The organism is Burkholderia sp. 22088 (genome assembly GCF_052045915.1).
Taxonomy (GTDB): Bacteria; Pseudomonadota; Gammaproteobacteria; order Burkholderiales; family Burkholderiaceae; genus Burkholderia; species Burkholderia cepacia.
Map to the genome: position 1 here is coordinate 198,481 of NZ_JBQEPY010000009.1, position 25,766 is coordinate 224,246.

Here is a 25,766-nt window from a genome sequence, read left to right on the forward strand (position 1 = left end):
GTTCAATCCGGCCGTCGAAACCAGTGTCGCGCGGCGCGGCATCGCGCGCCAGTCGGCCGTTCGGCCAGGTGGGCGGGAGTGCGGCGCGCGGTACAATGGCCGCATGATTGAAACCGACAAACTCGCCACCGAGCAGCGGATCATCGCCGCCACGCCCGCCTCGTCGCACGAGGAGGTGTTCGAACGTGCGCTGCGGCCGCGCCAGCTCGACGACTACGTCGGCCAGGAAAAGGTGCGCGGCCAGCTCGAGATCTTCATCGAAGCCGCCAAGCGCCGCTCCGAGCCGCTCGACCACGTGCTGCTGTTCGGGCCGCCGGGCCTCGGCAAGACGACGCTCGCGCACATCATCGCGCGGGAAATGGGCGTGAACCTGCGCCAGACGTCCGGCCCCGTGCTCGAGCGCGCGGGCGATCTCGCCGCGCTGCTGACGAACCTCGAGGCGAACGACGTGCTGTTCATCGACGAAATCCACCGGCTGTCGCCGGTCGTCGAGGAAATCCTGTATCCGGCACTCGAGGATTACCAGATCGACATCATGATCGGCGAAGGCCCGGCCGCGCGCAGCGTGAAGCTCGACCTGCAGCCGTTCACGCTGGTCGGCGCCACCACCCGCGCCGGGATGCTGACCAACCCGCTGCGCGACCGTTTCGGGATCGTCGCGCGCCTCGAGTTCTACGACGCCGATCAACTGTCGCGCATCGTGCGGCGCTCGGCATCGCTGCTGAACGCGCAGATCGATCCGAACGGCGCGCTGGAAATCGCGAAGCGCTCGCGCGGCACGCCGCGGATTGCGAACCGGCTGCTGCGCCGCGTGCGCGACTTCGCGGAAGTGAAGGCCGACGGCCAGATCACCGCGGCCGTCGCCGATGCCGCGCTCGCGATGCTCGACGTCGATCCGGTCGGCTTCGACCTGATGGACCGCAAGCTGCTCGAGGCGATCCTGTACAAGTTCGACGGCGGCCCGGTCGGTATCGACAACCTCGCGGCGGCGATCGGCGAAGAGCGCGACACGATCGAGGACGTACTCGAGCCCTACCTGATCCAGCAGGGCTTCCTGCAGCGCACGCCGCGCGGGCGCGTCGCGACGCTGCTCACGTATCGCCACTTCGGGCTTTCCGTGCCCGACGCCGGCCGCACCGAACGCGGCGAGTGGGATACCCCCGACGGGAAGTAACCCGTCGCCCGAGCCGCACCCGCCATGACGACGCCGCCCAGCCGCCACCCCGCCGCACCTGCACCGGGCCCGCGCTGGGCCGAGCCGATCCGCAAGCGGCTCGTGGCCGGCGTCACGCACCTGACGGCGGGCGGCGGCGGCCCGTCGCTCGACCTCTCCTCTCCGCCCGGAGACCCGGGGCTGTTCGGCCCCGACGCCGTCTGCTGGCGCGTACATGCCGACTTCACGTCGATGATGACGGGCGGCATCGCCGCACTGCTGCTGCAGGCGCTCCATCCGCTCGCCCTCGCGGGCGTCTGGGATCACTCGTCGTTTCGCACCGACATCCTGGGTCGCTTGCGGCGCACCGCCACGTTCATCACCGGTACGACCTTCGGCAGTCGCGCGGACGCCCTCGCACTGATCGAGCGCGTGAAATCGATCCACGCGCACATATCGGGCACCGCACCGGACGGCCGGCCGTATCGCGCCGACGATCCTGCGTTGCTGACCTGGGTGCACGTCGCGGAAGTATCGAGTTTCCTCGCCGCACATCTGCGCTACGTGAATCCGGCCCTGCCGGGTGAATTGCAGGATCGCTACTACGCCGAGACGGCACTGGTCGCCGAACTGCTCGGCGCACACGAGGTTCCCCGTTCGCGTGCCGAGGTGGCCGCGTATCTCGCACGCATGCAGCCCGAACTCGAGGCCGGGCCGCGTACGTTCGACGTGATGTCCATCCTGCTGAACGTGCCGGTCGCGAAGCCGGTGCTGCGGCCGGCCGCGTCACTGGTGATGCATGCCGGAATCGACCTGCTGCCGCCGTGGGCGCAGCGCATGCTCGGCGTGTCGACGTTCGCGCCGCTGCGGCGCGCGGTGGTCCGGCCCGGCATACGGGTCGTCGCGCCCGTGCTGCGCTGGGCGCTCGTGAACGGCGCGTCAAAGCGTGCGCGCCGCCGCGCGACGGCAGCACCGCCCGACGGCACCTCGTCCACCTGACGATCCGCTTCTTCCCGTCATTTCAATTTGCTGTCAAATACCTGTGACAAGCTGACGGGCTTGCACCCGCGCACGGTCGCACGCGCCGTCCGTCCCGCCTGTCCGTGACCCGCGCGGTGTTCCGCCAATCCGACCGACACCCGATACCCGCGATGCCACGCCTGCCGATCCGTTTCGCCCTCGCCGCCAGCCTGTCCGCCGTCCTCGCCCTCGGCGCCTGTGGAGGCGACGATGTCGCCGCCGTCGCGCGTTCGGACGCGCAAACGCCGTCCGGCGGCACCCCGACCGCGCCTGCCCCGGCGCCGCCCGCCACCGTCACGCCACAACCGGGCAAGTGGAAGGCTGCCCGAGCGGGCGACCTGATCGACGTGACGCTCGGCGACCTCCATCCGACGCAGGGTGCAATCGGTTACGACCAGATCTACTACAAGCTCGGCCGCTACGAACTGCAGCCCGACAAGAAATTCGACGACTTCTGTGCGGACGAAGGCCTCGGCGGTGTCGCTTCGGCGGGCTACACGGCCAAGTCGGTGCTGCGCGATCCCGCCAGCTACGCGTGCAAGACGACCGACGCGAACGCCCGCGACCGGTCGGTGCTGAACCCGGTCGTGATCGGCCCGAACGGCGATGCGCTGTACCTGACCGACGGCCACCACGGCCTGTCGACCTACTACGAGACGCCCGACGGCGGCCCGGCGCTGCACGTGCACGTCGTCGTCAAGGACAACCTCAGCGACTACTCGGGCGACGCGTTCTGGCAGCAGATGCAGAGCCGCGGTTATCTGCGCCTCAAGAACGGTGACGGCAAGCCGATCACGGCCGCCCAACTGCCGACCGGGCTCGGCCTGAAACTCGGGATGACGAACGACCGCTACCGCTCGCTCGTCTATTTCACGCGCGACATCGCCTACAGCAAGCCCGCACAAGCCACCGACTACCTCGAGTTCTACTGGGCCGACTGGCTGCGCGCGCAACCGGGCACGTTCTCGCTCGACGGCTACGACCTGACGCGCGCCGGCGCAACCGATCCCGATCCGGCAAAGGCCGACACGGGCTACCTGAACGCGGTCTGGAATGCGTCGGCGCGCATGGTCGCGGCCACGGACCCCGTGATCGACGGCAAGACGGGCGCCGACCTCGGGCGCGCGGACGCGATCAACGGCGGGAAGAAATACAACAAGGGGGAATTCGACAAGCTGCGCCAGCCGATCGCGGCGGACAAGCCCGGCAAGATCGCGTACGCGCTCGACTACAAGACCCGCCACGCGCTGCCGCAGTAAGCGGCGAGCGCCACGCAGGAAGGAAGCCCCGGCCGGCCATGCCGGACGGAGCCTGCCGGTTCAGAGCACCTTGCGGTACCCGTCGTCGTCGCTCGCGGCGTCCAGGTGCGAGACGTCGGCCCACTGCACGACCTGCGCGCGGCCATCCGCGTAATCGACGACGTTGATGCTCGTGTTGAGCAGCTGATAATTGCGGGGCGCCGACAGTTCGATGCCGTTTGCAAACCGGTACACGCTGTCGAGCACGCCGCCGTGCGCGACACACGCGATCCGGCCGCCCGGGTGCGCGGCCACGATCGGCTCGAGCGCGTGCAGCACGCGGTGATAGAACTCACGCTGCGACTCGCCGCCCTCCGGCGCGAAGCCCGGATCGCGCGTCTGCCACGCCGCGTATGCGTCCGGAAACAACGCCTCGATCTCGGTACTGTCGTGCCCCTGGAATGCGCCGTACGAGCGTTCCCGCAGCCCTTCCCGCAGCCGCAGCGGCAACCCGAGCGCATCGGCGAAGGGCTGTGCGGTCTGTTGCGCGCGCATCAGGTCGCTCGAATAGACCGCGTCGATCCGTGCACCGTCACGCGCGTCGCGTGCGAGCCGCGCGGCCAGCTTTTGGGCCTGCGCGAGCCCGGTGTCGGCCAGCGGGATGTCGATATGGCCCTGGATGCGCTTGATGCGATTCCAGGCCGTCTCGCCATGGCGGATGAAAAGAATCTGCGTGGTGGCCATCGCGGGGCGTCTCCGGGGAGGAATCAGGGCCGCACTTGCAGCCAGAATGTCACGGGGCCGTCGTTGACGAGCGACACCTGCATGTCGGCGCCGAACTCGCCCGTCTCGACGACCGGATGGCGCGCACGCGCGGCCGCGACGAAATAGTCGAAAAGCCGCGCGCCTTCGTCGGGCGGCGCGGCCGGCGTGAAGCTCGGACGCAGCCCGCTATTGGTATCGGCCGCCAGCGTGAACTGCGACACGAGCAGCAGGCCGCCTGCGCGGCCCTCGCCGTCGATATTCGACACCGGCAGGTTCATCTTGCCGGCGGCATCGCTGAACACGCGGTAGCCGAGCATTTTCGCGAGCAGCTTGTCGGCCGCTGCGTCGGTGTCGCCGCGCTCCGCGCAGACGAGCGCGAGCAGGCCCGCACCGATCTCGCCCGTCGTGCGGTCGCCGACGCGCACGTCGGCGCGCTTCACGCGCTGGATCAGCGCGATCATGCGGTCAGCGTGACACGCGCGAAGCGGCGCTTGCCGACCTGGACGACGAACTCGCCGGCTTCGACCTTCAGGCCCTTGTCCGACACGGTCGCGCCGTCGATCTTCACGCCGCCCTGCTCGATATTGCGCAGCGCTTCGCTCGTCGACGGCACGAGGCCCGCCTGCTTCAGCAACTGGCCGATCGCGAGCGGTGCGCCCGCGAGCGTGACCGACGGGATGTCGTCCGGCACGCCGCCCTTCGCGCGGTGGTTGAAGTCCTCGAGCGCACGTTCGGCGTCGGCCTGCGAGTGGAACCGCGCGACGATTTCCTGCGCGAGCAGCACCTTGAAGTCGCGCGGGTTGCGGCCGCCTTCGGCCTCGCGCTTGAAGCCGGCGATCTCGTCGAGGCCGCGGAACGACAGCAGTTCGAAGTAACGCCACATCAGCGTGTCAGAGATGCTCATCAGCTTGCCGAACATGTCGGTCGGCTTCTCGCTGATGCCGACGTAGTTGCCCTTCGACTTCGACATCTTCTCGACGCCGTCGAGGCCTTCGAGCAGCGGCATCGTGAGAATGCACTGCTGTTCCTGGCCGTACTGCTTCTGCAGCTCGCGGCCGACCAGCAGGTTGAACTTCTGGTCGGTGCCGCCCAGCTCGAGATCGGCGTTCAGCGCGACCGAATCGTAGCCCTGCATCAGCGGGTACAGGAATTCGTGGATCGAGATCGGCACGCCGCCCTGGAAGCGCTTCGTGAAATCCTCGCGTTCGAGGATCCGCGCAACCGTGTAGCGCGATGCGAGCTTGATCATCCCGTCCGCGCCGAGCGGCATCGACCATTCGCTGTTGTAGCGGATCTCGGTCTTCTCGCGATCGAGCACGAGCGCGGCCTGCTCGAAATAGGTCTTCGCGTTCGACTCGATCTGCTCGCGCGTGAGCGGCGGGCGCGTCGCGTTGCGGCCCGACGGATCGCCGATCAGCGACGTGAAATCGCCGATCAGGAAAATCACCGTGTGGCCGAGGTCCTGCAGCTGACGCATCTTGTTCAGCACGACGGTGTGGCCGATGTGGATGTCGGGTGCGGTCGGGTCGAGGCCGAGCTTGATGCGAAGCGGCGTGCCCGTGGCCGCGCTGCGCGCGAGCTTCTGCGCGAACTCTTCCTCGATCAGCAGTTCGTCGACGCCGCGCTTCGTGACGGCGAGCGCATGCCGGACTTCGTCGGTGATCGGGAAAACAGGCTTGGAACTGGGTTCGGTGCTCATCGGTGCCAGGAAGAATGTCGCAAAAACAGGGATTTTCCCATAACTTGCGCGCCCATCGCTTAACGGCGCGCCGCGTTGCGCGGATAATCGGGCGCAAGGCGCGCGGCACCGGCCCGCGCCGCACGATCCAGGAGAACCCAACGTGCCGCAACGACAGCCGCAAAACGCCCATCCGGCCGACGGCATCTACTTCGGGCTGATGTCGGGAACCAGCATGGACGGCGTCGATGGCGTCGCCGTGCGTTTCGAGGCCGGCAAGGCGCCGGTCGTGCTCGCGGAAGCGTTCGTCGGCTTCGCGCAATCGCTGCGCGACGTGCTGTTCGCGCTGCAGCAGCCCGGCGACGACGAGATCGACCGCGAATCGCTCGCCGCGAACGCGCTGGTCGCGCGCTATGCGGTGTGCTGCCACGAATTGCAGCGCACGGCCGGGCTGTCGCGCGACGAGATCCGCGCGATCGGCGTGCACGGCCAGACCGTGCGCCATCGCCCCGAGCGCGGTTATACGCGGCAGATCAACAACCCGGCACTGCTCGCCGAGCTGACCCAGGTCGACGTGATCGCCGATTTCCGCAGCCGCGACGTCGCGGCAGGCGGCCACGGGGCGCCGCTCGCGCCGGCCTTCCATGCAACGGTGTTCGGCGCGGCGGGCGAGACGCGCGTCGTCTGCAATCTCGGCGGGATCAGCAACATCACGATCCTGCCCGGCGAAGGCGGCGACGTGCGCGGTTTCGACTGCGGCCCCGCGAATGCGCTGCTCGACGAATGGGCGACCCGCCATCTCGGCAAGCCGTACGACGACGGCGGCAAGTTCGCGGCGCGCGGCACCGTCCATGCAGCGCTGCTCGACGCGCTGCTCGACGAGCCCTATTTCGCCGCACCGCCGCCGAAAAGCACCGGGCGCGACCTGTTCAATCCCGCCTGGCTCGACGCGAAGCTCGCCACGTTCTCACACGTCGCGCCGCAGGACGTGCAGGCCACCCTCACCGCGCTCACTGCCGTTTCGGTCGCGCGCGAGATCGCACAGCACGCAGCGGGCTGCAAGGCCGTGTTCGTATGCGGCGGCGGCGCACGCAATCCGGTGCTGCTCGATGCGCTCCGGCACGCGCTGCGCGAGGCCGGCGTGCCGGCCACGGTCGATACGACAGCGGCACTCGGCGTGCCGCCTCAGCAGGTCGAGGCACTCGCGTTCGCGTGGCTCGCGTACCGTTTCACCGCGCGCCAGCCCGGCAATCTCGCGACGGTCACCGGTGCGGCCGGCAACCGCGTGCTCGGCGCACTCTATCCGCGCTGATGCGATGCCGGCCGCGCGGCGAGCGCCGCATGGAAAACGGGCACAAAAAACGGGGCATGATGCCCCGTTTTTCATTCCGGCGAACCGGCGTGGATCTGTCGTGCGCTCAGACCGAGAACGACGAGCCGCACCCGCAGGTGGTGGTCGCGTTCGGGTTCTTGATCACGAACTGGGCGCCGTTGAGGTCGTCCTTGTAGTCGATCTCGGCGCCGACCAGGTACTGGTAGCTCATCGAGTCGATCAGGAGCTGGACGCCGTTCTTGTTCATCACGGTGTCGTCCTCGTTGACTTCCTCGTCGAACGTGAAGCCGTACTGGAAGCCGGAGCAGCCACCGCCCTGCACGAACACGCGCAGCTTCAGGTCGGGATTGCCCTCTTCGTCGATCAGTTGCTTGACCTTGTCGGCTGCGGCGTCGGTGAAGACGAACGGAACCGGCATTTCGGCCGTCGTTGCTGCGGATTCGGTAACAGCGTTCATTGCGAACTCTCCAAAAAGCTTTAGCCGCTATTGTAGGGCCGATCAGAAGATCGTGCTGAAGTCCATGAAATCAATAGGTTCTTGTCGATTTCATCAAACACGCATGCGCAGGCCGCGGCAGCACGCGCCTGGAAACGGACATAAAAAAACCGCCAGCGCAAAAGCTGGCGGTTTTTCCGGCGGACGCCGCCCGGGAGCGGCGCGGCCATGAAGCGGAAATTAACGCTTCGAGAACTGCTTGGCGCGGCGCGCCTTGCGCAGACCGACCTTCTTACGCTCGACTTCACGTGCATCGCGCGTGACGAAGCCTGCGTTCGACAGCGACGGCTTCAGCGTCGCATCGTAGTCGATCAGCGCACGGGTGATGCCGTGGCGCACTGCACCTGCCTGACCCGTTTCGCCGCCGCCGTTCACGTTCACCTTGATGTCGAACGTCTGGCCGTGGTTCGTGAGTTCCAGCGGTTGACGCACGATCATCAGCGACGTTTCGCGCGAGAAGTAGTCAGCGATGGGCTTGCCGTTGACGATGATGTCGCCCTTGCCAGCCTTGATGAAGACACGTGCGACTGCGCTCTTGCGGCGGCCCGTACCGTAGTTCCAGTTACCGATCATGTGGGTCCCCTTAGATCTCGAGCGCCTTCGGCTGTTGAGCCGAGTGCGGATGCGTCGCTTCTGCGTAGACCTTCAGCTTCTTGATCATCGCGTAACCGAGCGGGCCCTTCGGCAGCATGCCCTTGACCGCCTTCTCGAGCGCGCGGCCCGGGAAGCGTTCCTGCATCTTGCCGAACGTCGTTTCATAGATACCGCCCGGGTAGCCCGAGTGACGGTAGTACTTCTTGTCCAGAGTCTTGTTGCCCGTGACCTTCAACTTGCTCGCGTTGATGATGATGATGAAATCACCAGTGTCGACGTGCGGGGTGAACTCAGGCTTGTGCTTGCCGCGCAGACGGCGTGCCACTTCGCTGGCAACACGGCCGAGAACCTTATCCGTCGCGTCAATCACGTACCATTCGCGCGTCACCTCATGGGCTTTTGCGGAAAACGTCTTCATGATCGATCCAAAAAAATTGCTTTGCCCGATGTGTTCTTCCTGCTTGTCTGTGTGCGCTTCGAGGCGCGGTGCAGGCTCTCCCTGTTCTTTTTCCGTGGGCATGAATGCGGAAAAGCCCTGAATTATAAAGGAAATACCGCAACGCGGTCAAAGGGAATCCGCTCCCCGTGTCCACGGCGGCCGAAATGGGCCAAAATCCGGTCGTGCCCCGACAAGCCAGGCGAACCGAGCGCCCGGGGAGGCACCCATCGACACGCGGCACATGACCTTGCCGCGCCAGACCGGCCGAACACGGAAAACAACAAACAAGCATGATGAATCAACGACTTACACCCTTCTTCGCGGCCGTGATGCTGGCCGCCGCGGCACCTGCCGTCGCCGCCCGCGCCGACTGCGAAGCCAAGCTCGAAGCCCTCGATACACGCCTTGCCGAAGCCCGTGCCGCGCATGCCGAGGATCGCGTCGCCCGCCTGCGCGCGGTGCGCGAACGCGTCCGCCACTTCTGCGCACGCGGGCACGGGCATGCGTCGGCCGTCCACGCGCCGGCGCCCGATGCGCGCCCGCGCGGCACGCCGCCCGACGCGACCTCGCAGCCTGCCGCAAGGCAGCCCGCGTGACCCTGTCGGCGCGCGCAAACCGCGCGCCGATGTTTGCATGGGACGAAAAAAAGCCCGAACGGCTGGTTCGGGCTTAATCCACCATAGGAGGAGGGTGGAGGAGACATTCGGAGGTTGCCGCAGCGCGACAACCAATGAGGCTCATTATACGAACGCGTCGTCGACTCCACAAGAAAATTTGCATTGCGAAATCAAACGCCACAATATGAAATTTAATGCGGCGCGTTTGAATCACGATTTTTCTCTTTTAAATCAATGGACTGATCCCGTAAAGCACGATCAGGAGCCGCCCACATCTAGAGCAAAACCCCTAAGTCCGGAGGGGAATTGGCTGTCCGGGGCGCCGCTCGCGCGGTACCCGCGTTGCGCGTCGTGCACCGCATCAGCCGGTCGTTGCGCCGCGGGCTACAATGCCGGATCGAATCCGAATCAGGCAACGCTGGAGTGCAAGCATGGAATGCAAAGTAAGCTGGATGGGTCAGGACGGCATGGCGTTTTCCGCCGAGACCGGCAGCGGCCACCTCGTCGCGATGGACGGCGCGCCCGAAGGCGGCGGTCACAACCTCGCGCCGCGCCCGATGGAGATGGTGCTGCTCGGCACCGGCGGCTGCACGGCCTATGACGTCGTGCTGATCCTGAAGAAGAGCCGCCAGGAAGTCAGCGGCTGTTCGGTCACACTGAAGGCCGAACGCGCGAGCGAAGACCCGAAGGTGTTCACGAAAGTGCACTTCCACTTCACCGTCACCGGCCGCAACCTGAACCCGGCCACGGTCGAACGCGCGATCAACCTGTCGCACGACAAGTATTGCTCCGCGTCGATCATGATCGCGAAGACGGCCGAACTCACGCATTCGTTCGACATCGTCGCCGGCTGACCGCACGGCGAGCGCACATGAAAAAAGGGCCGGCGCTCCGTTGGGAGACGCCGGCCCTTTCGCATTCGAACGGCAAAGCAGGCCGATAAGCCGGATTCTGTGCACGCTGCGCGCCGAAGCACGCAACGCGTGGCAGCCATTCCTCTAGGCGCGCCATTGCTGACGCGCTCAAGCTTCCTACCCGCAGACGAGACGGGGGCCCCGTCCTGCATCCGAAGATGCGCGCCTGCCTACTTGGAATTGCTCCGGGTGGAGGTTACCGTGCCGGCGAACGTCGCCGTCGCCGCGGTGCGCTCTTACCGCACCGTTTCACCCTTACCTGATCCCGGCTTGCGCCGGGCCATCGGCGGTTTGCTTTCTGTTGCCCTGTTCCGCGTGTCGCCACGGATGGCCGTTAGCCATCACCCTGCCCTGTGGAGTCCGGACTTTCCTCGCCCCCGCGCGCCCGAAGGCGGCGAGGCCGCGACTGCCTGGCCTGCTTTGCGACGCGCATTCTAGCACTGCGCGCCGCCGCCGGCAGCGCGCGAGCGGCGGCCGCTGCGAAATACGGCCGGATCGTCGTAGAACGCAGGCTCGACATTCGCATCGCACCAGCCCGGCACGCCGAGCACCGGAAGCGGCGCGAAATCGCGGCTCGTCAGCGCGCGCGTCGCGAGTTCCGCGGCGACACGGGCGTCGACATGCGCGATGCGTTGCGCGTCGGGCCACGAAAAATAGTCGGCGCCCACTTCGACGATCCACGTGTGCGCGGTGCAGGATTTGTAAGGCGCGACGAGTTTCTCGAGCAGCGCATGGCCGACCAGCCGCGCCTCGCAGCGCGTGCCCCACGCATCGCGCGCGGCGACCAGCAGCCGCGGCCAGTCGAACCCGCGCAGCGCGTCGGCGAGCGCACGGTCGGCCGTCACGAACAGCGCGGCGTTCTCGTCGAACAGCGTGAGCGCGTCGCGCAACGTGCCGCGCACGGGGCCGACCCCGCCCGCCGCGTCGATCGCCGCGGCCTGGCGCGCATTCAGTGCGGCCTTGACGCGCGGATATGCGAACCAGACGAGCGCGTTGAAGAAGTCGTGCAGATTGTGGCGGGTCGGGACACCGCCCGTCTCCGCGATATGGGTCTCGTACGCGACGCCGGGCGGCAATGCTGCCTGCGGCACGAACCGCAGCGGCCGGCCACGGCCGCTGGTGCGCGGGGCGTCGGGCCCGGTATCGCCCAGGGCGCCGTTCAGCGCGTCGAGCAGCGCGGCCTCGCCCGCCCTTGCGGCCGCCTGTACAACGCGGCCGGGGTCCGCGTAGGGCGCGAGCCACGGCACGGACCAGTCGATCCGCGCAAAATCCGCCGCCCCGCTACCGGCCGCCTGGCCAGGTTCGCGCGGCGGCGCGAAGGTCACGCCAGTTTCCAGCCGATCGTCTCGCCGCCGCGCAGCGGCACGACGGGCGTATCGCCCGCGAAGATCTCGCGCGGCAACTCCCATGCCTCGCGACGCAGCGTGACCGTCTCGGCGCTGCGCGGCAGCCCGTAGAAATCGGCGCCGAAGAAGCTCGCGAAACCTTCCAGCTTGTCGAGCGCACCGGCGTGGTCGAACGCTTCCGCATACAGTTCGAGCGCATGCAGTGCCGTATAGCAGCCCGCGCAGCCGCACGCGGTTTCCTTCGCGTCGCGCGCATGCGGCGCGCTGTCGGTACCGAGGAAGAAGCGCGGGTTGCCCGACGTCGCGGCCTCGACCAGCGCGACGCGATGCGTCTCGCGCTTCAGCACCGGCAGGCAGTAGTAATGCGGGCGAATCCCGCCGACGAACAGCGCATTGCGGTTGTACAGCAGGTGATGCGCGGTGATCGTCGCGCCGAGCAGGCCGGGCGCCGCATCGGCGTCGCGCACGTAGTCGGCCGCGTCCTTCGTCGTGATGTGTTCGAACACGACCTTCAGGCCCGGGAAATCGCGGCGCAGCGGCGTCATTACGCGGTCGATGAAGACCTTCTCGCGGTCGAACAGGTCGATCGATGGATCGGTCACCTCGCCGTGCACGAGCAGCGGCATGCCGGTTTCCTGCATCGCCTCGAGCGTCTTCGCGCATTTCGCGAGATCGGTGACACCGTGGTCGGAATTCGTCGTCGCACCGGCCGGATACAGCTTCACGCCGTGCACGAAGCCGCTTTCGCGCGCGCGGCGGATCTCGTCGGGCGGCGTGTTGTCGGTCAGGTACAGCGTCATCAGCGGTTCGAACGTCATCCCGGCCGGCAGCGCGGCGAGGATCCGCTCGCGATAGGCCTGCGCCTGCGCGGTGGTCGTCACCGGCGGCTTCAGGTTCGGCATGACGATCGCGCGGCCGAACTGGCGCGCGGTGTGCGGCAGCACGGCGGCCAGCATGTCGCCGTCTCGCAGGTGCAGGTGCCAGTCGTCGGGACGGGCGAGCGAGAGCGTCGCCGGGGAGGAAGCGTTCGAGGCAGTCATAGGAGGCGTCGTGAGGAACGTGCTTGCCGTTGGCGGGGCCGGAACACGCGTGCGCGGGCCGACTGACGGCAAACCGCAACACGGGGCCTTTGGCCAGCGGAATCCGCTTTTTACCGCTCAGGGCTCGGTGATATGCTAGAAGCCGCATTGTACCGGGGTTCGCCCGGTTCGTTACCCCCCGCCTGAGCCTGCTGCCCCAAGTAAAATGTGCCAACTCTTAGGAATGAACTGCGCCGCGCCGACGGACGTCACATTCTCCTTCACAGGTTTCGCGGCCCGGGGCGGGCTCACCGATCACCATGCCGACGGCTGGGGCATCGCGTTCTTCGAGGACAAGGCCTGCCGCCTGTTCATCGATCACCAGGCATCGGCCACGTCGCCGATCGCCGAAATGGTGAAGCGCTACCCGATCAAGTCCAAGAACACCATCGCGCACATCCGCAAGGCGACGCAAGGCCACATCCTGCTCGAGAACAGCCATCCGTTCATGCGCGAGCTGTGGGGCCGGCACTGGATCTTCGCGCATAACGGCGACCTCCAGGACTACGCGCCGGACATGGACGGCAGCGTCTATCATCCGGTCGGCACGACCGACAGCGAACAGGCGTTCTGCGTGCTGATGCAGGGGCTGCGCGAAGCGTTTCCCGGCGCGCAGCCGCCGTTGCCCGAGCTGTTCGAGCGCGTCGGCGAGCTGACACGCGGCATCACCGATCACGGCGTGTTCAATTTCCTGATGTCGAACGGCCAGGCGCTGTTCGCGCACTGCTCGACGCGGCTGCACTACCTCGTGCGGCGCTGGCCGTTCTCGACCGCGCATCTCGTCGACGAAGACCTGTCGATCGACTTCGCGAAATACACGACGCCCGAGGATCGCGTCGCGGTGATCGCGACGCAACCGCTCACCGACAACGAAGTCTGGACCCCGTTCGAGCCGGGCGAACTGATCATGTTCCAGTGCGGCGACGTCGCCGCGCGGATGCGGATCCCGGTGCCCGAACGCGTGCTCGAGAAGCTGCGCAATCCGGCGCTCGACGCATCGGCGTCGGCGCCGCGTGACACACGCGAGGCGCTCGCCACCGCCGCCGACGTCGATTCCGACGACGCGATCGACTTCTGAGCCCCGCGCGCCAGCGCCCTTCCCCTGTCAGCCGCTGTCCGGCAAGTCGACGGCTCGCCGCCGGGTCATATCGCTCGCCCCGCGCCGATTCCGGTTCATCCGGGCCAGATTCCCGTATATCGAAGCGAAGCGAAGCAGCACAACATTCGCCCGATTCGATTCGTTTCAATATAAAACGATCCAGGCGAGAAAATAATAAATCACTCAATCGGAATGCAGATAATCCGGAAACCGCATTTTAACGTATCGACCTGACGCAAACCGTGCGCCACCCCACTGATCCCGCGATCGTAAATTCGTACGCAAATAATCGGTCGAACCCTTACCCCGCAAGGCGTTCAGTTCGATTCGTCACACAATCAAAAAATACCGAATAAAAGCAGCACTATTGCCGCATTTGTTAGCTTCCCGACAATTCACCTCCTTCCCGATCAGTAGAGTCCGCTCATCCTCGGTGTAACGAATCGCGAATGACGGAGATACGGCCACGGACGCCACACATCCATTCACGCCATTCTCCACCGCGGATTGCGATTTCACCGCACCGCGGTGAAAACCACATCAAAACAAGAGAGAGGGGCTTGTCGTGAATCACTCATTTCGATCGATATGGAGCGAGACCACCGGCTGCTGGGTCGCGGTTGCGGAAACGGCGCGGGCGCGCGGCAAGCGGTCGGGCAGCCCATCCGGCGCAGGCCTTCGCGCCGCCCACGCGGCAGCGCGCCGGACGCCGCTTCGCGCCGCGGCACTCGGTGCCGTGCTGGCCATGCTGTCGGCAAGCTCCGCGTACGCGTCGACGTGCGGCAGCGGCGCGGCCGTCGCGAGCGGCGGTACCTGCGCGCTCGGCAGCTTCAGCCCGACCGTCAATGACAACCTTGCCGGCGCCACGACCGTGTCGGGCGGCGACCGCGTCGGCCTGACGGGCGCATGGACCGGCGCAACCGGCGACATGGGCTACACGCCGATGCCGTTCGCCAACACGCCCATCATTTCAGGCAATCCGGATCAGCCGCTGGTGTCGCTCGGCGGCAAGACGCAGAGCGTCGGCACCCCCGACTCGATCACGGGCGGCCATACGTCCGTCGCCACTTACGACTCGACCGCGTTCGTCGCGTCGAACGCGGGCTCGACCGTCGTGCAGGTCTATCACGACGTGAACGGCGACCAGTACGTGAACACGCGCATCGGCACGGTCGCGAATTCGGGCGGCACGCTCGACGTATCGATCGGCAATCCCGCGAACGCGCCCGCGGCGACCGGCAACGCGATCACGATCGCGGCCAAGCAGACCGACCTGACCTACGCGGACGGCACCGGCTCGACACCGAGCGTCATCAACTGGAATTCGCGGAACCAGGTCTGGTTCATCACCGGCGACTATCTGGCAAGCGGCGGCCCCGTCGGCCGCATCGAGCTCGACGTGCCGACCTACGCGGGCACCTTCACCGCGTTCGACGGCAGCAAGTGGACCGTCACCGACGCTGCGTCGCTCGCCGCGTACAACAACTTTCTCGTGCGTTCGGTCCAGAACGGCGCACTCGGCTCGCAGGCAGCCTACGACAATGCGTTCGGCCAGGCCGTGACGTTCGCCACGCAAACCTTCGAGTATGCGAACAACGTGTCGCCCGACGACAAGAACGCGCTCCCCAGAAACTATCCGTCGGTGATGCACGGCACGGGCGCGAACGCGACGCTGCACATCGGCAAGGACGGCCAGATCGACTTCCGCGGCGCCAATACGATCGACGCGAGCGCGGCCGTCGTCGCGGAAAACGGCGCGCACTTCGTCAACGACGGGCGCCTGTCGGGCGACTTCACCCTGGTGCGCCTGTTGAGCGGCGCGAGCGGCGTCAACAACGGCGTGATTTCGTCCGGTTACACGTCGGGCGACAATGTCGGCACGGGCGGCACCGTACCGCCCGACAATTTCGGCCTCGATACGTACGTCGAAGGCAGCGGCGTGTATGCCAACGGTACGGGCACCACGTTCGTCAACTACGGCGTGATGAACGTCGGTGCGTGGAATCTCGACCACAACCGGCTCGACCTGCAGAACTACGCGATCGCCGCGACCGACGGCGCGAGCGCATCGAACGCCGGCACGATCAACGTCGGCGTCAACGCGACGACGCTCGACAGCCAGGTGATCGGCGGCCTCGTCGCCGGCGGCAGCTTCACGAACGAAGCCGGCGGCACGATCTATCTCGGCCGCGCGGCCCAGTACGATGCCGGCGCGCCGGAGGCCGCGAACGACGTCGCGCTGTCCACGCACGCATACGGCATCCTGCTCGGCCCGTCGGGCACCGCGAACAACCTCGGCACGATCGTGATCGGTTCGCAGACGCAGAACGGCGCCGCCATGGCGAGCATCAACTCGTCGTCCGGCACGCTGACCAACGCGGGTTCGATCGTCGTCAACGGTGCCGCGCCCGGCACGCCGCTCGCCAACGTCGGCATGCTCGCGGCCAACACGGCGGCGACCGTGACCAACACCGGCACCATCACGCTGAACGGGGTAAACGGCATCGGCATCATGGTCGTCGGGACCGGCACGAACGCGACGGCCGCGACCTCGACCGGCACGATCAACGTGGCCGGCGGCCTCGATCCCGCATCGGGCACACGAAACTACGGCGTGTGGGCCGAGGGGCCGCACGCGAAAGCCACGCTCGACGGCGCACTCAACCTGACGGGCACCGGCGCGATCGGCGTGCACGCGCGCTCGGGCGCGACGATCGACGTCGGCGCCAACGCGGTGCCGGCGTTCATGTCGGGCACCAGCCAGATCGGCTTCTATGCCTATGGCGCCGGCTCGAAGATCAACGTCGCCGCGCAGCACCTGAGCGTCGACACCGACGATTCGACGCTGTTCCGAGTCGCAGGCGGCGCTGCCTACACGGGCGCGTCGGCAGCCGGAACGCTGACGACCGACGTCAACGGCCAGCGCGCGCACGGCGTGCTCGCGACCGACGCCGGCACCGTGCTGTCGACCGGTAACGCGATCTACAACGTCAACGGCGCGAACGGGATCGCGATCGGCGTCGAGGGCGGCGCGCAAGGCACGATCGACGCGGGCGCGACGATCAACCTGAATGCCGCAGGCGCGATCGCAGGCGTCGTCGACGGCCAGGCGCACGACCTCGCCGGCGCCAATGCCGGCGCGCCGGTCGCGACGACGCTGACCAACGACGCGGCCGTTACGTCGTCGACCGCGGGCGTGACGGGCTTCGTCGCGCAGAACCTCGGCACGCTCGAGAACCGCGACTCGGTGCTGCTGACGGGCGCCGGCTCGACCGGCGTCGTGGTCGGCACGCTCGGCACGGTGAACAACGCGTCGACGATCCGCGTATCGAACGGCACCGGTGCGCTCGTGCAGGGCGCGTCGGCCACGCTGGCCAACGCGGGTTCGATCGAAGCCGATGACGGCGTCGCGGGCGTGCGTCTGACGGGTGCCGGCGCATCGGTCGCGCTGTCGGGCACCGGCACCGTGATCGCGAACGGCAGCGCCGACGGCGTGCTGATCGACTCGACCGTATCGGGCGGCGGGATCGCGGCCGGTGCGACGTCGATCGCGGCCGGCGGTTCGGGCAGCGGGATTCACAACCTCGGCACGAATACGACGATCGCGCTGTCCGGCACACAGGTCACGACGACCGGCGGCGGCGCGGACGGCATCGTGTCGACGGGCGGTGGCGCGCGCATCGCGGCCGATGCGGCGACGGTCGTGCGCACCGCCGGCAGCAACGCGCTCGGCGTCCACGTGACGGGCGCGGATTCGACGCTTGCGGCGACCGGCACGACCGTCGCGACGACGGGTGCCGGCGCACACGCGATCGTCATGGATGGCGGTGCGACGGCCCTGCTGTCGGCCGCGAAGATCGCCGCATCGGGCAGCCTGGCCGACGGCATCGTCGCACGCAACGGCGGCCGCATCGGCGATACGGGCTCGACGATCGCCAGCGCCGCCGGCAACGGCGCAACCGCCGACAGCGGCGGCGTGCTCGCACTGACCGGCACGACGCTCAAGGGTGCGGCGGCCGGCGTGCTGACGTCCGATACGCTCGCAAACGGCGCGACGAGTTCGGTGCTCGTCGACGGCGGCAGCGTGACGTCCGCGACCGGCCCGGCCTTCGCCGCGCGCGGCGGCACGGCCGACATCGCGGTGCGCAACGGCACGGTCGTGACGGCCGGCAACGGTACGCTGCTCGACCTGTCGAACGGCAGCAACGCCACCTTCACCGCCTCGGCCGTGAACCTGGCCGGCGACATCGTCTCGGACGCCTCGAGCACCGGCAACGTGCGCCTCGCGAACGGCACGACCCTGACCGGCAAGATCGACCCGGTCGCACTGACCGTCGACCCCACCAGCACGTGGCGCATGACGGGCAGCTCCGTGCTGAGCAGCCTGAACAATGCGGGTCTGGTCGCATTCGCCGCACCGACCGGTTCGCCGACGCTCGCGGGCAGCTACAAGACGCTCACAACCGGCAGCTACGTCGGCAACGGCGGCACGATCGCGCTCAACACGTTCCTCGGCGCCGACGCATCGCCGACCGACCGGGTGATCGTGAACGGCGGCACGGCAAGCGGCACGACGGGCCTGAAGATCGCCAACACGGCCGGCACCGGCGCGCAGACGAAGGGCGACGGGATTCCGGTGGTCGTCACGACCAACGGCGGCACGACCACCGCATCGGCATTCCAGCTCGCCGGGCCCGTGCAGGCGGGCGCGTACGAATACCGGCTCTATCGCGGCGGGCAAGGTGACGCGAATGGCTGGTACCTGCGCTCGCAACTCGATCCGTCGGACCCGGGCGACCCGATCCACCCGTCCGGTGGCGGCGACGGCGACGGGAACGGCAGCGGCAGCGGCGGCACGCTCGCGTATCGGCCCGGGGTCGCCGGCTACGCGCTCACGCCGCTGCTGAACGCCGACTACGGCTTCTCGACGCTCGGCAAGCTGCACGAGCGCGTCGGCGACATCGCCAACCTCGACAAGCAGCAGCCCGGCAATCGCGACGGCGTGTGGGGGCGTATCGGCGGCCAGAGCCTCGACGCGAACGCGGGCCGCTTCGCGGCCGACGAGCGCACCTTCTTCGCGCAGTTCGGCAAGGACTGGACGCTCGACCAGGCGCCGAACGGCGCCGGCAGCACGCATGCGGGCGTGACGGCCAGCATCGGCGTGTCGAACGCGAGCTTCAGCGACATGGCGCGCGCCGATACGGCCAACCTGTCGACGTCGACGGGCTCGGTCGAGATGCACGCGCAGAGCGTCGGCGGCTACTGGACGAAGTACCTGTCCGACGGCACGTACTTCGACAGCGTCGGGCAGGTCACGCACTACGGCAACCGCTATCGCGACAGCTACGGCAACGAGGCGTCGCAAAACGGCTTCGGCGTCGCGCTGTCGCAGGAAGTCGGCAAGCCCTTCGCGATCGGCGGCCTGCCGGTCGCGGTCGAGCCGCAGGCGCAGCTGATGTACCAGTACCTGAAGCTGAACGGGTTCAACGACAACGTATCGGCGGTATCGGGTACGACGACGAACGCGCTGCGCGGCCGCGTCGGGGTGCGCATCTTCCGGCCGAACCTGCAGTCCGCTTCGGGCGGCAGCGCTGCCACGCCGTACTTCACGGCCGACGTGCTGCACGACTTCCTGTCGCCGGGCCAGACCGTCGTCGGCGGCACGCCGTTCGCGACGCATCTCGGCCGCACGTGGTACGAGCTCGGCGTCGGCGTGACCGCGAGCTTCGGCAAGTCAGGCGAGCTGTACGCGAACGCGAAGATCGCGCGCAACATCGGCGGCGACTATCGGCGCGGCATCGTCGGGCAGGTCGGCTACCGCTACAGCTGGTAACGCCCGCGAACGGCGGACAGCGGACGAAAAAAAACCGCCCGGCGCTCGGCCGGGCGGTGTTCGCATCGACGCGCGTGACGCGCGTGACCCGCGCGAACGCTCAGTGCAGGATCTTCGCGAGGAAGTCCTTCGCGCGTTCCGATTTCGGATTCGAGAAGAAATCGTCCTTGCGGTCGTCCTCGACGATCGCGCCCTTGTCCATGAAGATCACGCGATGCGCGACCTTCTTCGCGAAGCCCATCTCGTGCGTGACGACCATCATCGTCATCCCTTCCTGCGCGAGTTCGACCATCACGTCGAGCACTTCGTTGATCATCTCGGGGTCGAGCGCGGACGTCGGTTCATCGAACAGCATCGCGATCGGATCCATCGACAGCGCGCGCGCGATCGCGACACGCTGCTGCTGGCCGCCCGACAACTGGCCCGGGAACTTGTGCGCGTGCGCCTTCAGGCCGACGCGGTCGAGCAGCTTCAGGCCCTTCTCGTTCGCCTCGTCCTTGCCGCGGCCGAGCACCTTGATCTGCGCGAGCGTCAGGTTCTCGGTGATCGACAGGTGCGGGAACAGCTCGAAATGCTGGAACACCATCCCGACCTTCGAGCGCAGCTTCGACAGGTTCGTCTTCTTGTCGCCGACCGACTGGCCGTTCACGAGGATCTCGCCCTGCTGGAACGGCTCGAGACCGTTCACGGTCTTGATCAGCGTCGACTTGCCGGAACCCGACGGGCCGCACACGACGACCACTTCGCCTTTCTTGACCTCGGTCGTGCAGTCGGTGAGGACCTGAAACTGGCCGTACCACTTCGAAACGTTCTTGATGGAAATCATCTTGTGACCTTTTTCTGGAGACCCTTGACGAGAGCAGACGCCAACGAGCAAATCACGAAATAGCATGCGCCGGCGAACAGGACCATCTCGACGGTCGTGCCGTCGCGATCGCCGATGTTGGCGGCCGTGCGGAAGAAGTCCGCGAGGCTGATCACGTACACGAGCGACGTATCCTGGAACAGGACGATCGCCTGCGTGAGCAGCAGCGGCACCATCGCGCGGAACGCCTGCGGCAGGATCACGAGGCGCATCGCCTGCGCGTAGTTCATGCCGAGCGCGAACGCGGCGTTCACCTGCCCGCGCGGCACCGCCTGGATACCGGCGCGGATGATCTCGGAATAATACGCGGCTTCGAACAGCGAGAACGCGACCATCGCCGATGCAAGCCGGATGTCGATCGTCGGCGACAGCCCGAGCACGCCCTGCAGCACCTGCGGCACGATCAGGAAGAACCACAGCAGCACCATCACGAGCGGGATCGAGCGGAACACCGTCACGTACGCCTTCGCGAACCACGCGAGCGGCTTCACGCCGGACAGCCGCAGCAGCGCCAGCAGCGTGCCCCAGACGATGCCGACGACGATCGCGATCAGCGTGATCTTGAACGTGACGACCGCGCCCGTCCACAGCGTCGGTATCGCGCCGGGAATACTACTCCAGTCGAACTGATGCATCACTTGCCTCCGATATAGCCGGGCAGCCGCGTGCGGCCTTCGATCCAGCGCATGAACGCCATCACGACGAGGTTGATGATCACGTAGGCGAGCGTCACCGCGATGAAGGATTCATACGTCTGCGCGGTGTAGTCGACGAGCTGGCGCGCTTGCGCGGACAGGTCGAGCAGGCCGATCGTCGACGCGACCGCGGAGTTCTTGAAGATGTTCAGGAATTCCGACGTGAGCGGCGGCACGATGATCCGGTACGCGACGGGCAGCAGCACATAGCGGTACGTCTGCCATTGCGTGAAGCCCATCGCGAGGCCGGCGGCGCGCTGGCCCTTCGGCAGCGCGTTGATCCCCGAGCGCACCTGTTCGCACACGCGCGCGCCCGTGAACAGGCCGAGACAGATGATCGACGCGGTGAAGAACTGCGTGGTGGGCGGCAACTGCTTGATCCAGGTGCCGATCGACGCAGGCAGCAGCTCGGGTATCACGAGATACCAGACGAAGAACTGCACGATCAGCGGAATGTTCCGGAAGATCGACACGTACACGGTGCCGATCGCGGACAGCCACTTGTTCGGCATGGTGCGCAGTACGCCGAACAGCGACCCGACGATCAGCGCGATGACCCAGGCGACGAGCGACACTTCGATCGTCACCCAGAAACCGGACATCAGCCATCCGAAATAAGTCGTCGGCTCGCCGGTCGACACGGGGCTCAGGAAGATGCCCCAGTTCCAGTGGTAAGACATGGGCAAGACTCCAGCAAAAAGAGACGGAAGAAGCGTGGCCTCTTCCGTCTCATTAGCGTCATTTCTGCATCAACGGCCGTGCGGTCAGTCGAGCGCCTTGTCGTTCGGGTTCGCGTACAGCTTCTTCATCGAATCGGACAGCGGGAAGTTCAGGTTCAGCCCCTTCGGCGGGATCGGGTTCTCGAACCACTTCGCGTAGATCTTCGCGGCTTCGCCCGACTTCTCGACTTGCGAGATCGCGTCGTCGACGACCTTCTTGAAGTCCGCATCGCCCTTGCGCATCATGCAGCCGTACGCTTCTTCCGATTGCGGCGTGCCGACGATCACCCACTCGCCCGGCTGCTTCGCCTTCGCGCGCTCGCCTGCGAGCAGCGCGTCATCCATCATGAACGCGACCGCGCGGCCCGATTCCAGCGTGTTGAAGGAATCGCCGTGATCCTTCGCGCTGATGATGTTCATGCCGAGTTGCTTGTCGTTGTTCATCTTGCGCAGCAGGCGCTCCGACGTCGTGCCGGCAGTCGTCACGACCGTCTTGCCCTTCAGGTCGGCGAAATCCTTGACGCCCGAATCCTTCTTCGTCATCAGGCGCGTGCCGATCACGAAGATTGTGTCGGAGAACGCGGCCTGCTGCTGGCGCTCGGTGTTGTTGGTCGTCGAGCCGCACTCGATGTCCACCGTGCCGTTCTGCACGAGCGGGATGCGGTTCTGCGACGTGACCGGGATGTTCTTGACCTGCAGGTTCGGCAGGTTCAGCTTCTTCTTCACCGCGTCGACCACCTTCAGCTGGAATTCGCGCGAATAGCCGACAACCTGCTGGTTCTGGTCGTAGTAGGAGAACGGAATCGACGATTCGCGGTGGCCCAGCGAGATCACGCCCGTGTCCTTGATCTTCTTCAGCGTGCCCGTCTCCTGAGCATGCGCGCCGCTTGCGAACGCGCAAAGCGCCGCGACCATCAGGACTGCCTTTTGGTATTTCATTTTGGTCATCTCCTTGGCTAAAACCCGCGCCAGTGTATCAAAGTAATATTTTTGAAAGTACTGTTGTTTACCGCACGTCGCAGCACCCCTGACAAAGCCTTCCTCCCGGCTCCAGGCGCCCTGAATGCGCGCGCGGGCGATGCCGGATTCGGCACCGCCCGCGAGGGTTCATATCCGCAACCGGGTGGATTGCGTCATGAATGGATCATAGTCAATGATCAGGGGTAGAGGCCACGCATTTCGCGCGCCATCAGGATGCGCTTGCACGCCACGATGAACGCCGCCGTACGCACCGACACCTTGTGCTCTTCCGCGACCGCCCACACGCCGGAGAACGCTTCGCGCATCACGCGCTCGAGACGGTGGTTGATCTCGTCTTCCGTCCAGAAGAAGCTCGAGAAATCCTGCACCCACTCGAAGTACGACACGGTCACGCCGCCCGCATTCGCGATCACGTCGGGGATCACGAGCACGCCGTTCGCGGTCAGGATGTCGTCCGCCGCCGTCGTCGTCGGGCCGTTCGCGCCTTCGACGATGATCTTCGTGCGGATCTTCGCTGCGTTCTTCTCGGTGATCTGGTTTTCCAGTGCCGCCGGGATCAGGATGTCGGTTTCGACCGTCCAGAACTCGTCGTTCGGCATCGGCTCCGCGCCTTCGAAGCCCGCGACGCCGCCCGTGCGGGCAACGTGGTCGAGCAGCTTGTTCGAATCGAGGCCGGCCGGCTGGTAGATCGTGCCCGTGTGATCCTGCACCGCGATCACCTTCGAACCCGCTTCCTGGAACAGCTTCGCCGCGATGCCGCCGACGTTGCCGAAGCCCTGCACCGCGATGCGTGCGCCTTCGATTTCCAGGCCCTTCTTCTTCGCCGCTTCGGAGCCGACGACGAACACGCCGCGGCCCGTTGCTTCCTTGCGGCCGAGCGAACCGCCGAGCGCGATCGGCTTGCCGGTCACGACGCCGGTCGACGTCTGGCCCTGGTTCATCGAGTACGTGTCCATCATCCACGCCATCACCTGTTCGTTGGTGTTGACGTCCGGTGCCGGAATGTCGGTGTTCGGGCCGATGATGATGCCGATTTCGCTGGTGTAGCGGCGCGTGACGCGCTCGAGCTCACCACGCGACAGCTTGCGCGGGTCGACGCGGATGCCGCCCTTCGCGCCGCCGTACGGCACGTTCACTGCTGCGTTCTTCACGGACATCCATGCCGACAGCGCCATCACTTCCGACAGCGTCACGTCCTGGTGGTAGCGCACGCCGCCCTTGCCCGGGCCGCGCGACACGTTGTGCTGCACGCGATAGCCCTCGAAGTGCGCGACGGTACCGTTGTCGAGCTCGATGGGGCAGTCGACGATCAGGATACGCTTCGGACGCTTCAGCGTTTCGAGCCAGCGCGACAGCGAGCCGAGGTACGGTGCGACGCGATCGACCTGCTGAAGGTAGTTGCCCCACGGGCCGAGATCGTCGGCGTGCAGGTAGGACGGGATGGACTGCTGTTGCGAAGACATGGATGCTCCAACGTTCAACGAAGTGCGCACATTGTCGAAAAACCCGTTTTTTTTATCCAATGCCGTTTGCTTATTCGATTATGCGTTTCTTGCATGATCGCGATTTTTCGCAAATCTGCGGTCGATTTGCGCAAGAACGCCCGCGATCGGCCGTGCATCGCGTGCTCGAAAAATCGTGTTGCGCGGGCGCGGGCCGGCCGCCGGGAAGGTGCCCGACAGGCACCGCAAGCCCGACGACAGCCGGCCGGGCCGGACGATCGACGGTTAACCGCCCACGGTTAACCCGCGGATTCGCGCAGTTCGTCGCGCACGACGTCCCACAGCGCACGCACGAGCTTCTGTCGTGGATCGTCGCCCTGCAGCGCGAGCTTGTCGCAGTACAGCCGGATCTCCATCGTCAGCGTGAACGGATGCGCGCCGCCGCGCACCGACCGGTCGAGCCGGATCAGGCGGCCGCCCGCCACCGCATCCTCGACCGCGCTGTGCGGCAGGAACGCGACGCCGTGGCCCGCGAGCGCCATCGCCTTCAGCCCTTCGGCCATGTCGGTTTCATAGACGCGATCGAGGAACAGCGGCGTCGACGCATTCGCGACGATGACCTCCGTCATCCGGCCGAGATACGCGTTCGGCGTATATGACAGGTACGGCACGCGCGCGTCGGCCGTGCCGGGCAGCGTATAGCGCGGCCGCCCCGCGCGGCCCGGCGCCGAGAACGGGCTGATCGGCTCGCTGCCGAGGATCAGCATGTCGTAGCGCGCCGGGTCGAGCGCGACGGGGTGGCTCGGATGGTGGTAGCCCATCACGAGATCGCAGCCGCCCTCGACGAGCGACAGCACCGCATCGTGCACGTTCAGCGCGCGCAGCCGCGTGTGAACCTGGCCCATCTTCGCCTCGATCCGCTGCAGCCAGCGCGGGAAATACGTGAGCGACAGCGTGTGCGGCACCGCGAACTCGATCGTCGGCACCGGCGCGCCGACGTGGCCGCGCAGCAGCGTGCGCGCCTCGTGCGCCTGCGACAGCATCGTCAGCGCCTGCTCGTAGAAGATCTGCCCGGCCTGCGTCAGCCGCGTCGGATAGACCGAACGATCGATCAATTCGGTCGCGAGCCATGCCTCGAGCGCCTGGATACGCCGCGAAAACGCCGGCTGCGACACGTGCCGCAGCTCGGCGGACCGGCTAAAGCTGCGCGTTTCCGCGAGCGAAACGAAGTCTTCGAGCCATTTCAGTTCCATGCAGGCGGGCGCGGCGGGCGGCGGTCGGGAAGAAGCCTGCATTCTACCGGCGGGCGGGCCCGGCCGGCGGCCGCGCAAGCGGCCCGGCGCGCTGCCGGATGCGGGCGCCGGCATGGCGTCGGCACGCGGCGGCGGCAGCTCGCCGGGCGCGGCCGGAATCGTCCCGCGCCGATGGTAAAATGCCGGATTCTCCCTCCTCGCTCGACC

At 66.8% G+C, this 25,766-nt stretch carries 22 protein-coding genes and 1 other RNA gene; 8 read left to right on the top strand and 15 right to left on the bottom strand.

What is annotated here, in order from left to right; genetic code table 11:
* Positions 1–103 precede the first annotated feature (103 nt).
* The 3 genes from ruvB to ACTJLD_RS19010 all read left to right on the top strand — a co-directional run bounded on the left by ruvB (position 104) and on the right by ACTJLD_RS19010 (position 3,432).
* Entirely contained in the window at positions 104–1,174 is a 1,071-nt protein-coding gene (gene ruvB / locus ACTJLD_RS19000) for a Holliday junction branch migration DNA helicase RuvB (protein ID WP_021162489.1), read from the top strand.
* Between the two features lie 24 nt (positions 1,175–1,198).
* Entirely contained in the window at positions 1,199–2,152 is a 954-nt protein-coding gene (locus ACTJLD_RS19005) for an oxygenase MpaB family protein (protein WP_124818210.1), read from the top strand.
* A gap of 152 nt (positions 2,153–2,304) precedes the next feature.
* On the top strand, positions 2,305–3,432 hold the full coding sequence (locus tag ACTJLD_RS19010) for a ParB/Srx family N-terminal domain-containing protein (RefSeq protein ID WP_175756326.1): 1,128 nt from the start codon (positions 2,305–2,307) through the stop codon (positions 3,430–3,432).
* Between the two features lie 60 nt (positions 3,433–3,492).
* Here ACTJLD_RS19010 and ACTJLD_RS19015 read toward each other — a convergent pair whose 3' ends face one another.
* From ACTJLD_RS19015 to tyrS, 3 genes are read right to left on the bottom strand one after another with little or no spacing between them, the layout of a single operon-like run.
* Positions 3,493–4,155 (bottom strand): histidine phosphatase family protein, encoded by a 663-nt coding sequence (locus tag ACTJLD_RS19015; protein ID WP_119337813.1) that lies wholly within the window; start codon positions 4,153–4,155, stop codon positions 3,493–3,495.
* A 23-nt stretch (positions 4,156–4,178) separates the two neighbouring features.
* A complete protein-coding gene (gene dtd, locus ACTJLD_RS19020) occupies positions 4,179–4,637 on the bottom strand; it encodes a D-aminoacyl-tRNA deacylase (protein WP_011350959.1) in 459 nt (152 codons plus the stop codon).
* Positions 4,634–5,875: a tyrosine--tRNA ligase gene (gene tyrS / locus ACTJLD_RS19025; RefSeq protein ID WP_059685236.1), complete on the bottom strand. Its 1,242-nt coding sequence runs from the start codon at positions 5,873–5,875 to the stop codon at positions 4,634–4,636. Before tyrS ends, dtd begins: the two co-directional genes overlap by 4 nt.
* A gap of 142 nt (positions 5,876–6,017) precedes the next feature.
* On the opposite strand from tyrS, the gene ACTJLD_RS19030 reads away from it, so the two are divergent.
* A complete protein-coding gene (locus tag ACTJLD_RS19030; protein WP_060065912.1) occupies positions 6,018–7,166 on the top strand; it encodes an anhydro-N-acetylmuramic acid kinase in 1,149 nt (382 codons plus the stop codon).
* Positions 7,167–7,272: 106 nt separating this feature from the next.
* On the opposite strand, the gene erpA is transcribed toward ACTJLD_RS19030, so the two are convergent.
* The 3 genes from erpA to rplM form a co-directional block, all read right to left on the bottom strand.
* Entirely contained in the window at positions 7,273–7,644 is a 372-nt protein-coding gene (gene erpA / locus ACTJLD_RS19035; RefSeq protein ID WP_006751888.1) for an iron-sulfur cluster insertion protein ErpA, read from the bottom strand.
* 219 nt (positions 7,645–7,863) lie between these two features.
* Positions 7,864–8,256: a 30S ribosomal protein S9 gene (gene rpsI / locus ACTJLD_RS19040; protein WP_011883283.1), complete on the bottom strand. Its 393-nt coding sequence runs from the start codon at positions 8,254–8,256 to the stop codon at positions 7,864–7,866.
* A gap of 10 nt (positions 8,257–8,266) precedes the next feature.
* Positions 8,267–8,695 (bottom strand): 50S ribosomal protein L13, encoded by a 429-nt coding sequence (gene rplM / locus ACTJLD_RS19045; protein WP_009687896.1) that lies wholly within the window; start codon positions 8,693–8,695, stop codon positions 8,267–8,269.
* Positions 8,696–9,006: 311 nt separating this feature from the next.
* On the opposite strand from rplM, the gene ACTJLD_RS19050 reads away from it, so the two are divergent.
* Positions 9,007–9,312, top strand: a complete 306-nt coding sequence (locus ACTJLD_RS19050; protein WP_060174144.1) for a DUF1090 family protein — start codon at positions 9,007–9,009, stop codon at positions 9,310–9,312.
* A 410-nt stretch (positions 9,313–9,722) separates the two neighbouring features.
* Complete coding sequence (locus tag ACTJLD_RS19055) at positions 9,723–10,187, top strand: OsmC family protein (protein WP_027788367.1); 465 nt, start codon at positions 9,723–9,725, stop codon at positions 10,185–10,187.
* 70 nt (positions 10,188–10,257) lie between these two features.
* Here ACTJLD_RS19055 and rnpB read toward each other — a convergent pair.
* The 3 genes from rnpB to pyrC all read right to left on the bottom strand — a co-directional run bounded on the left by rnpB (position 10,258) and on the right by pyrC (position 12,633).
* Positions 10,258–10,669, bottom strand: an RNA gene (rnpB, locus tag ACTJLD_RS19060) — RNase P RNA component class A.
* A 12-nt stretch (positions 10,670–10,681) separates the two neighbouring features.
* Complete coding sequence (locus ACTJLD_RS19065; protein ID WP_440659429.1) at positions 10,682–11,572, bottom strand: DUF3025 domain-containing protein; 891 nt, start codon at positions 11,570–11,572, stop codon at positions 10,682–10,684.
* Positions 11,569–12,633 (bottom strand): dihydroorotase, encoded by a 1,065-nt coding sequence (gene pyrC / locus ACTJLD_RS19070; RefSeq protein WP_440659430.1) that lies wholly within the window; start codon positions 12,631–12,633, stop codon positions 11,569–11,571. Before pyrC ends, ACTJLD_RS19065 begins: the two co-directional genes overlap by 4 nt.
* 205 nt (positions 12,634–12,838) lie before the next feature.
* Between pyrC and ACTJLD_RS19075 the strand changes: the two genes are divergently transcribed.
* Positions 12,839–13,750 carry a class II glutamine amidotransferase gene (locus ACTJLD_RS19075; RefSeq protein WP_060207134.1) on the top strand — a complete coding sequence of 304 codons (912 nt, stop codon included), beginning with the start codon at positions 12,839–12,841 and terminating at the stop codon, positions 13,748–13,750.
* Positions 13,751–14,336: 586 nt separating this feature from the next.
* Positions 14,337–19,604, top strand: coding sequence for an autotransporter outer membrane beta-barrel domain-containing protein (locus tag ACTJLD_RS19080; protein WP_440659431.1), 5,268 nt, complete (start codon positions 14,337–14,339; stop codon positions 19,602–19,604).
* Between the two features lie 100 nt (positions 19,605–19,704).
* Here the strand turns inward: ACTJLD_RS19080 and ACTJLD_RS19085 are convergent, their stop codons facing one another.
* From ACTJLD_RS19085 to ACTJLD_RS19110, 6 genes are all read right to left on the bottom strand, one after another.
* On the bottom strand, positions 19,705–20,430 hold the full coding sequence (locus ACTJLD_RS19085; RefSeq protein ID WP_027788372.1) for an amino acid ABC transporter ATP-binding protein: 726 nt from the start codon (positions 20,428–20,430) through the stop codon (positions 19,705–19,707).
* A complete protein-coding gene (gltK, locus tag ACTJLD_RS19090) occupies positions 20,427–21,104 on the bottom strand; it encodes a glutamate/aspartate ABC transporter permease GltK (protein ID WP_059697820.1) in 678 nt (225 codons plus the stop codon). The genes ACTJLD_RS19085 and gltK overlap by 4 nt, the downstream gene beginning before the upstream one ends.
* Positions 21,104–21,844, bottom strand: coding sequence for an amino acid ABC transporter permease (locus ACTJLD_RS19095; RefSeq protein WP_440659432.1), 741 nt, complete (start codon positions 21,842–21,844; stop codon positions 21,104–21,106). Before ACTJLD_RS19095 ends, gltK begins: the two co-directional genes overlap by 1 nt.
* Before the next feature lie 84 nt (positions 21,845–21,928).
* Positions 21,929–22,822 carry a glutamate/aspartate ABC transporter substrate-binding protein gene (locus ACTJLD_RS19100; protein ID WP_027788375.1) on the bottom strand — a complete coding sequence of 298 codons (894 nt, stop codon included), beginning with the start codon at positions 22,820–22,822 and terminating at the stop codon, positions 21,929–21,931.
* A 218-nt stretch (positions 22,823–23,040) separates the two neighbouring features.
* Positions 23,041–24,327: a Glu/Leu/Phe/Val family dehydrogenase gene (locus ACTJLD_RS19105; protein ID WP_021163078.1), complete on the bottom strand. Its 1,287-nt coding sequence runs from the start codon at positions 24,325–24,327 to the stop codon at positions 23,041–23,043.
* Between the two features lie 278 nt (positions 24,328–24,605).
* Positions 24,606–25,559, bottom strand: coding sequence for a LysR substrate-binding domain-containing protein (locus ACTJLD_RS19110; RefSeq protein WP_027788376.1), 954 nt, complete (start codon positions 25,557–25,559; stop codon positions 24,606–24,608).
* Positions 25,560–25,766 lie beyond the last annotated feature (207 nt).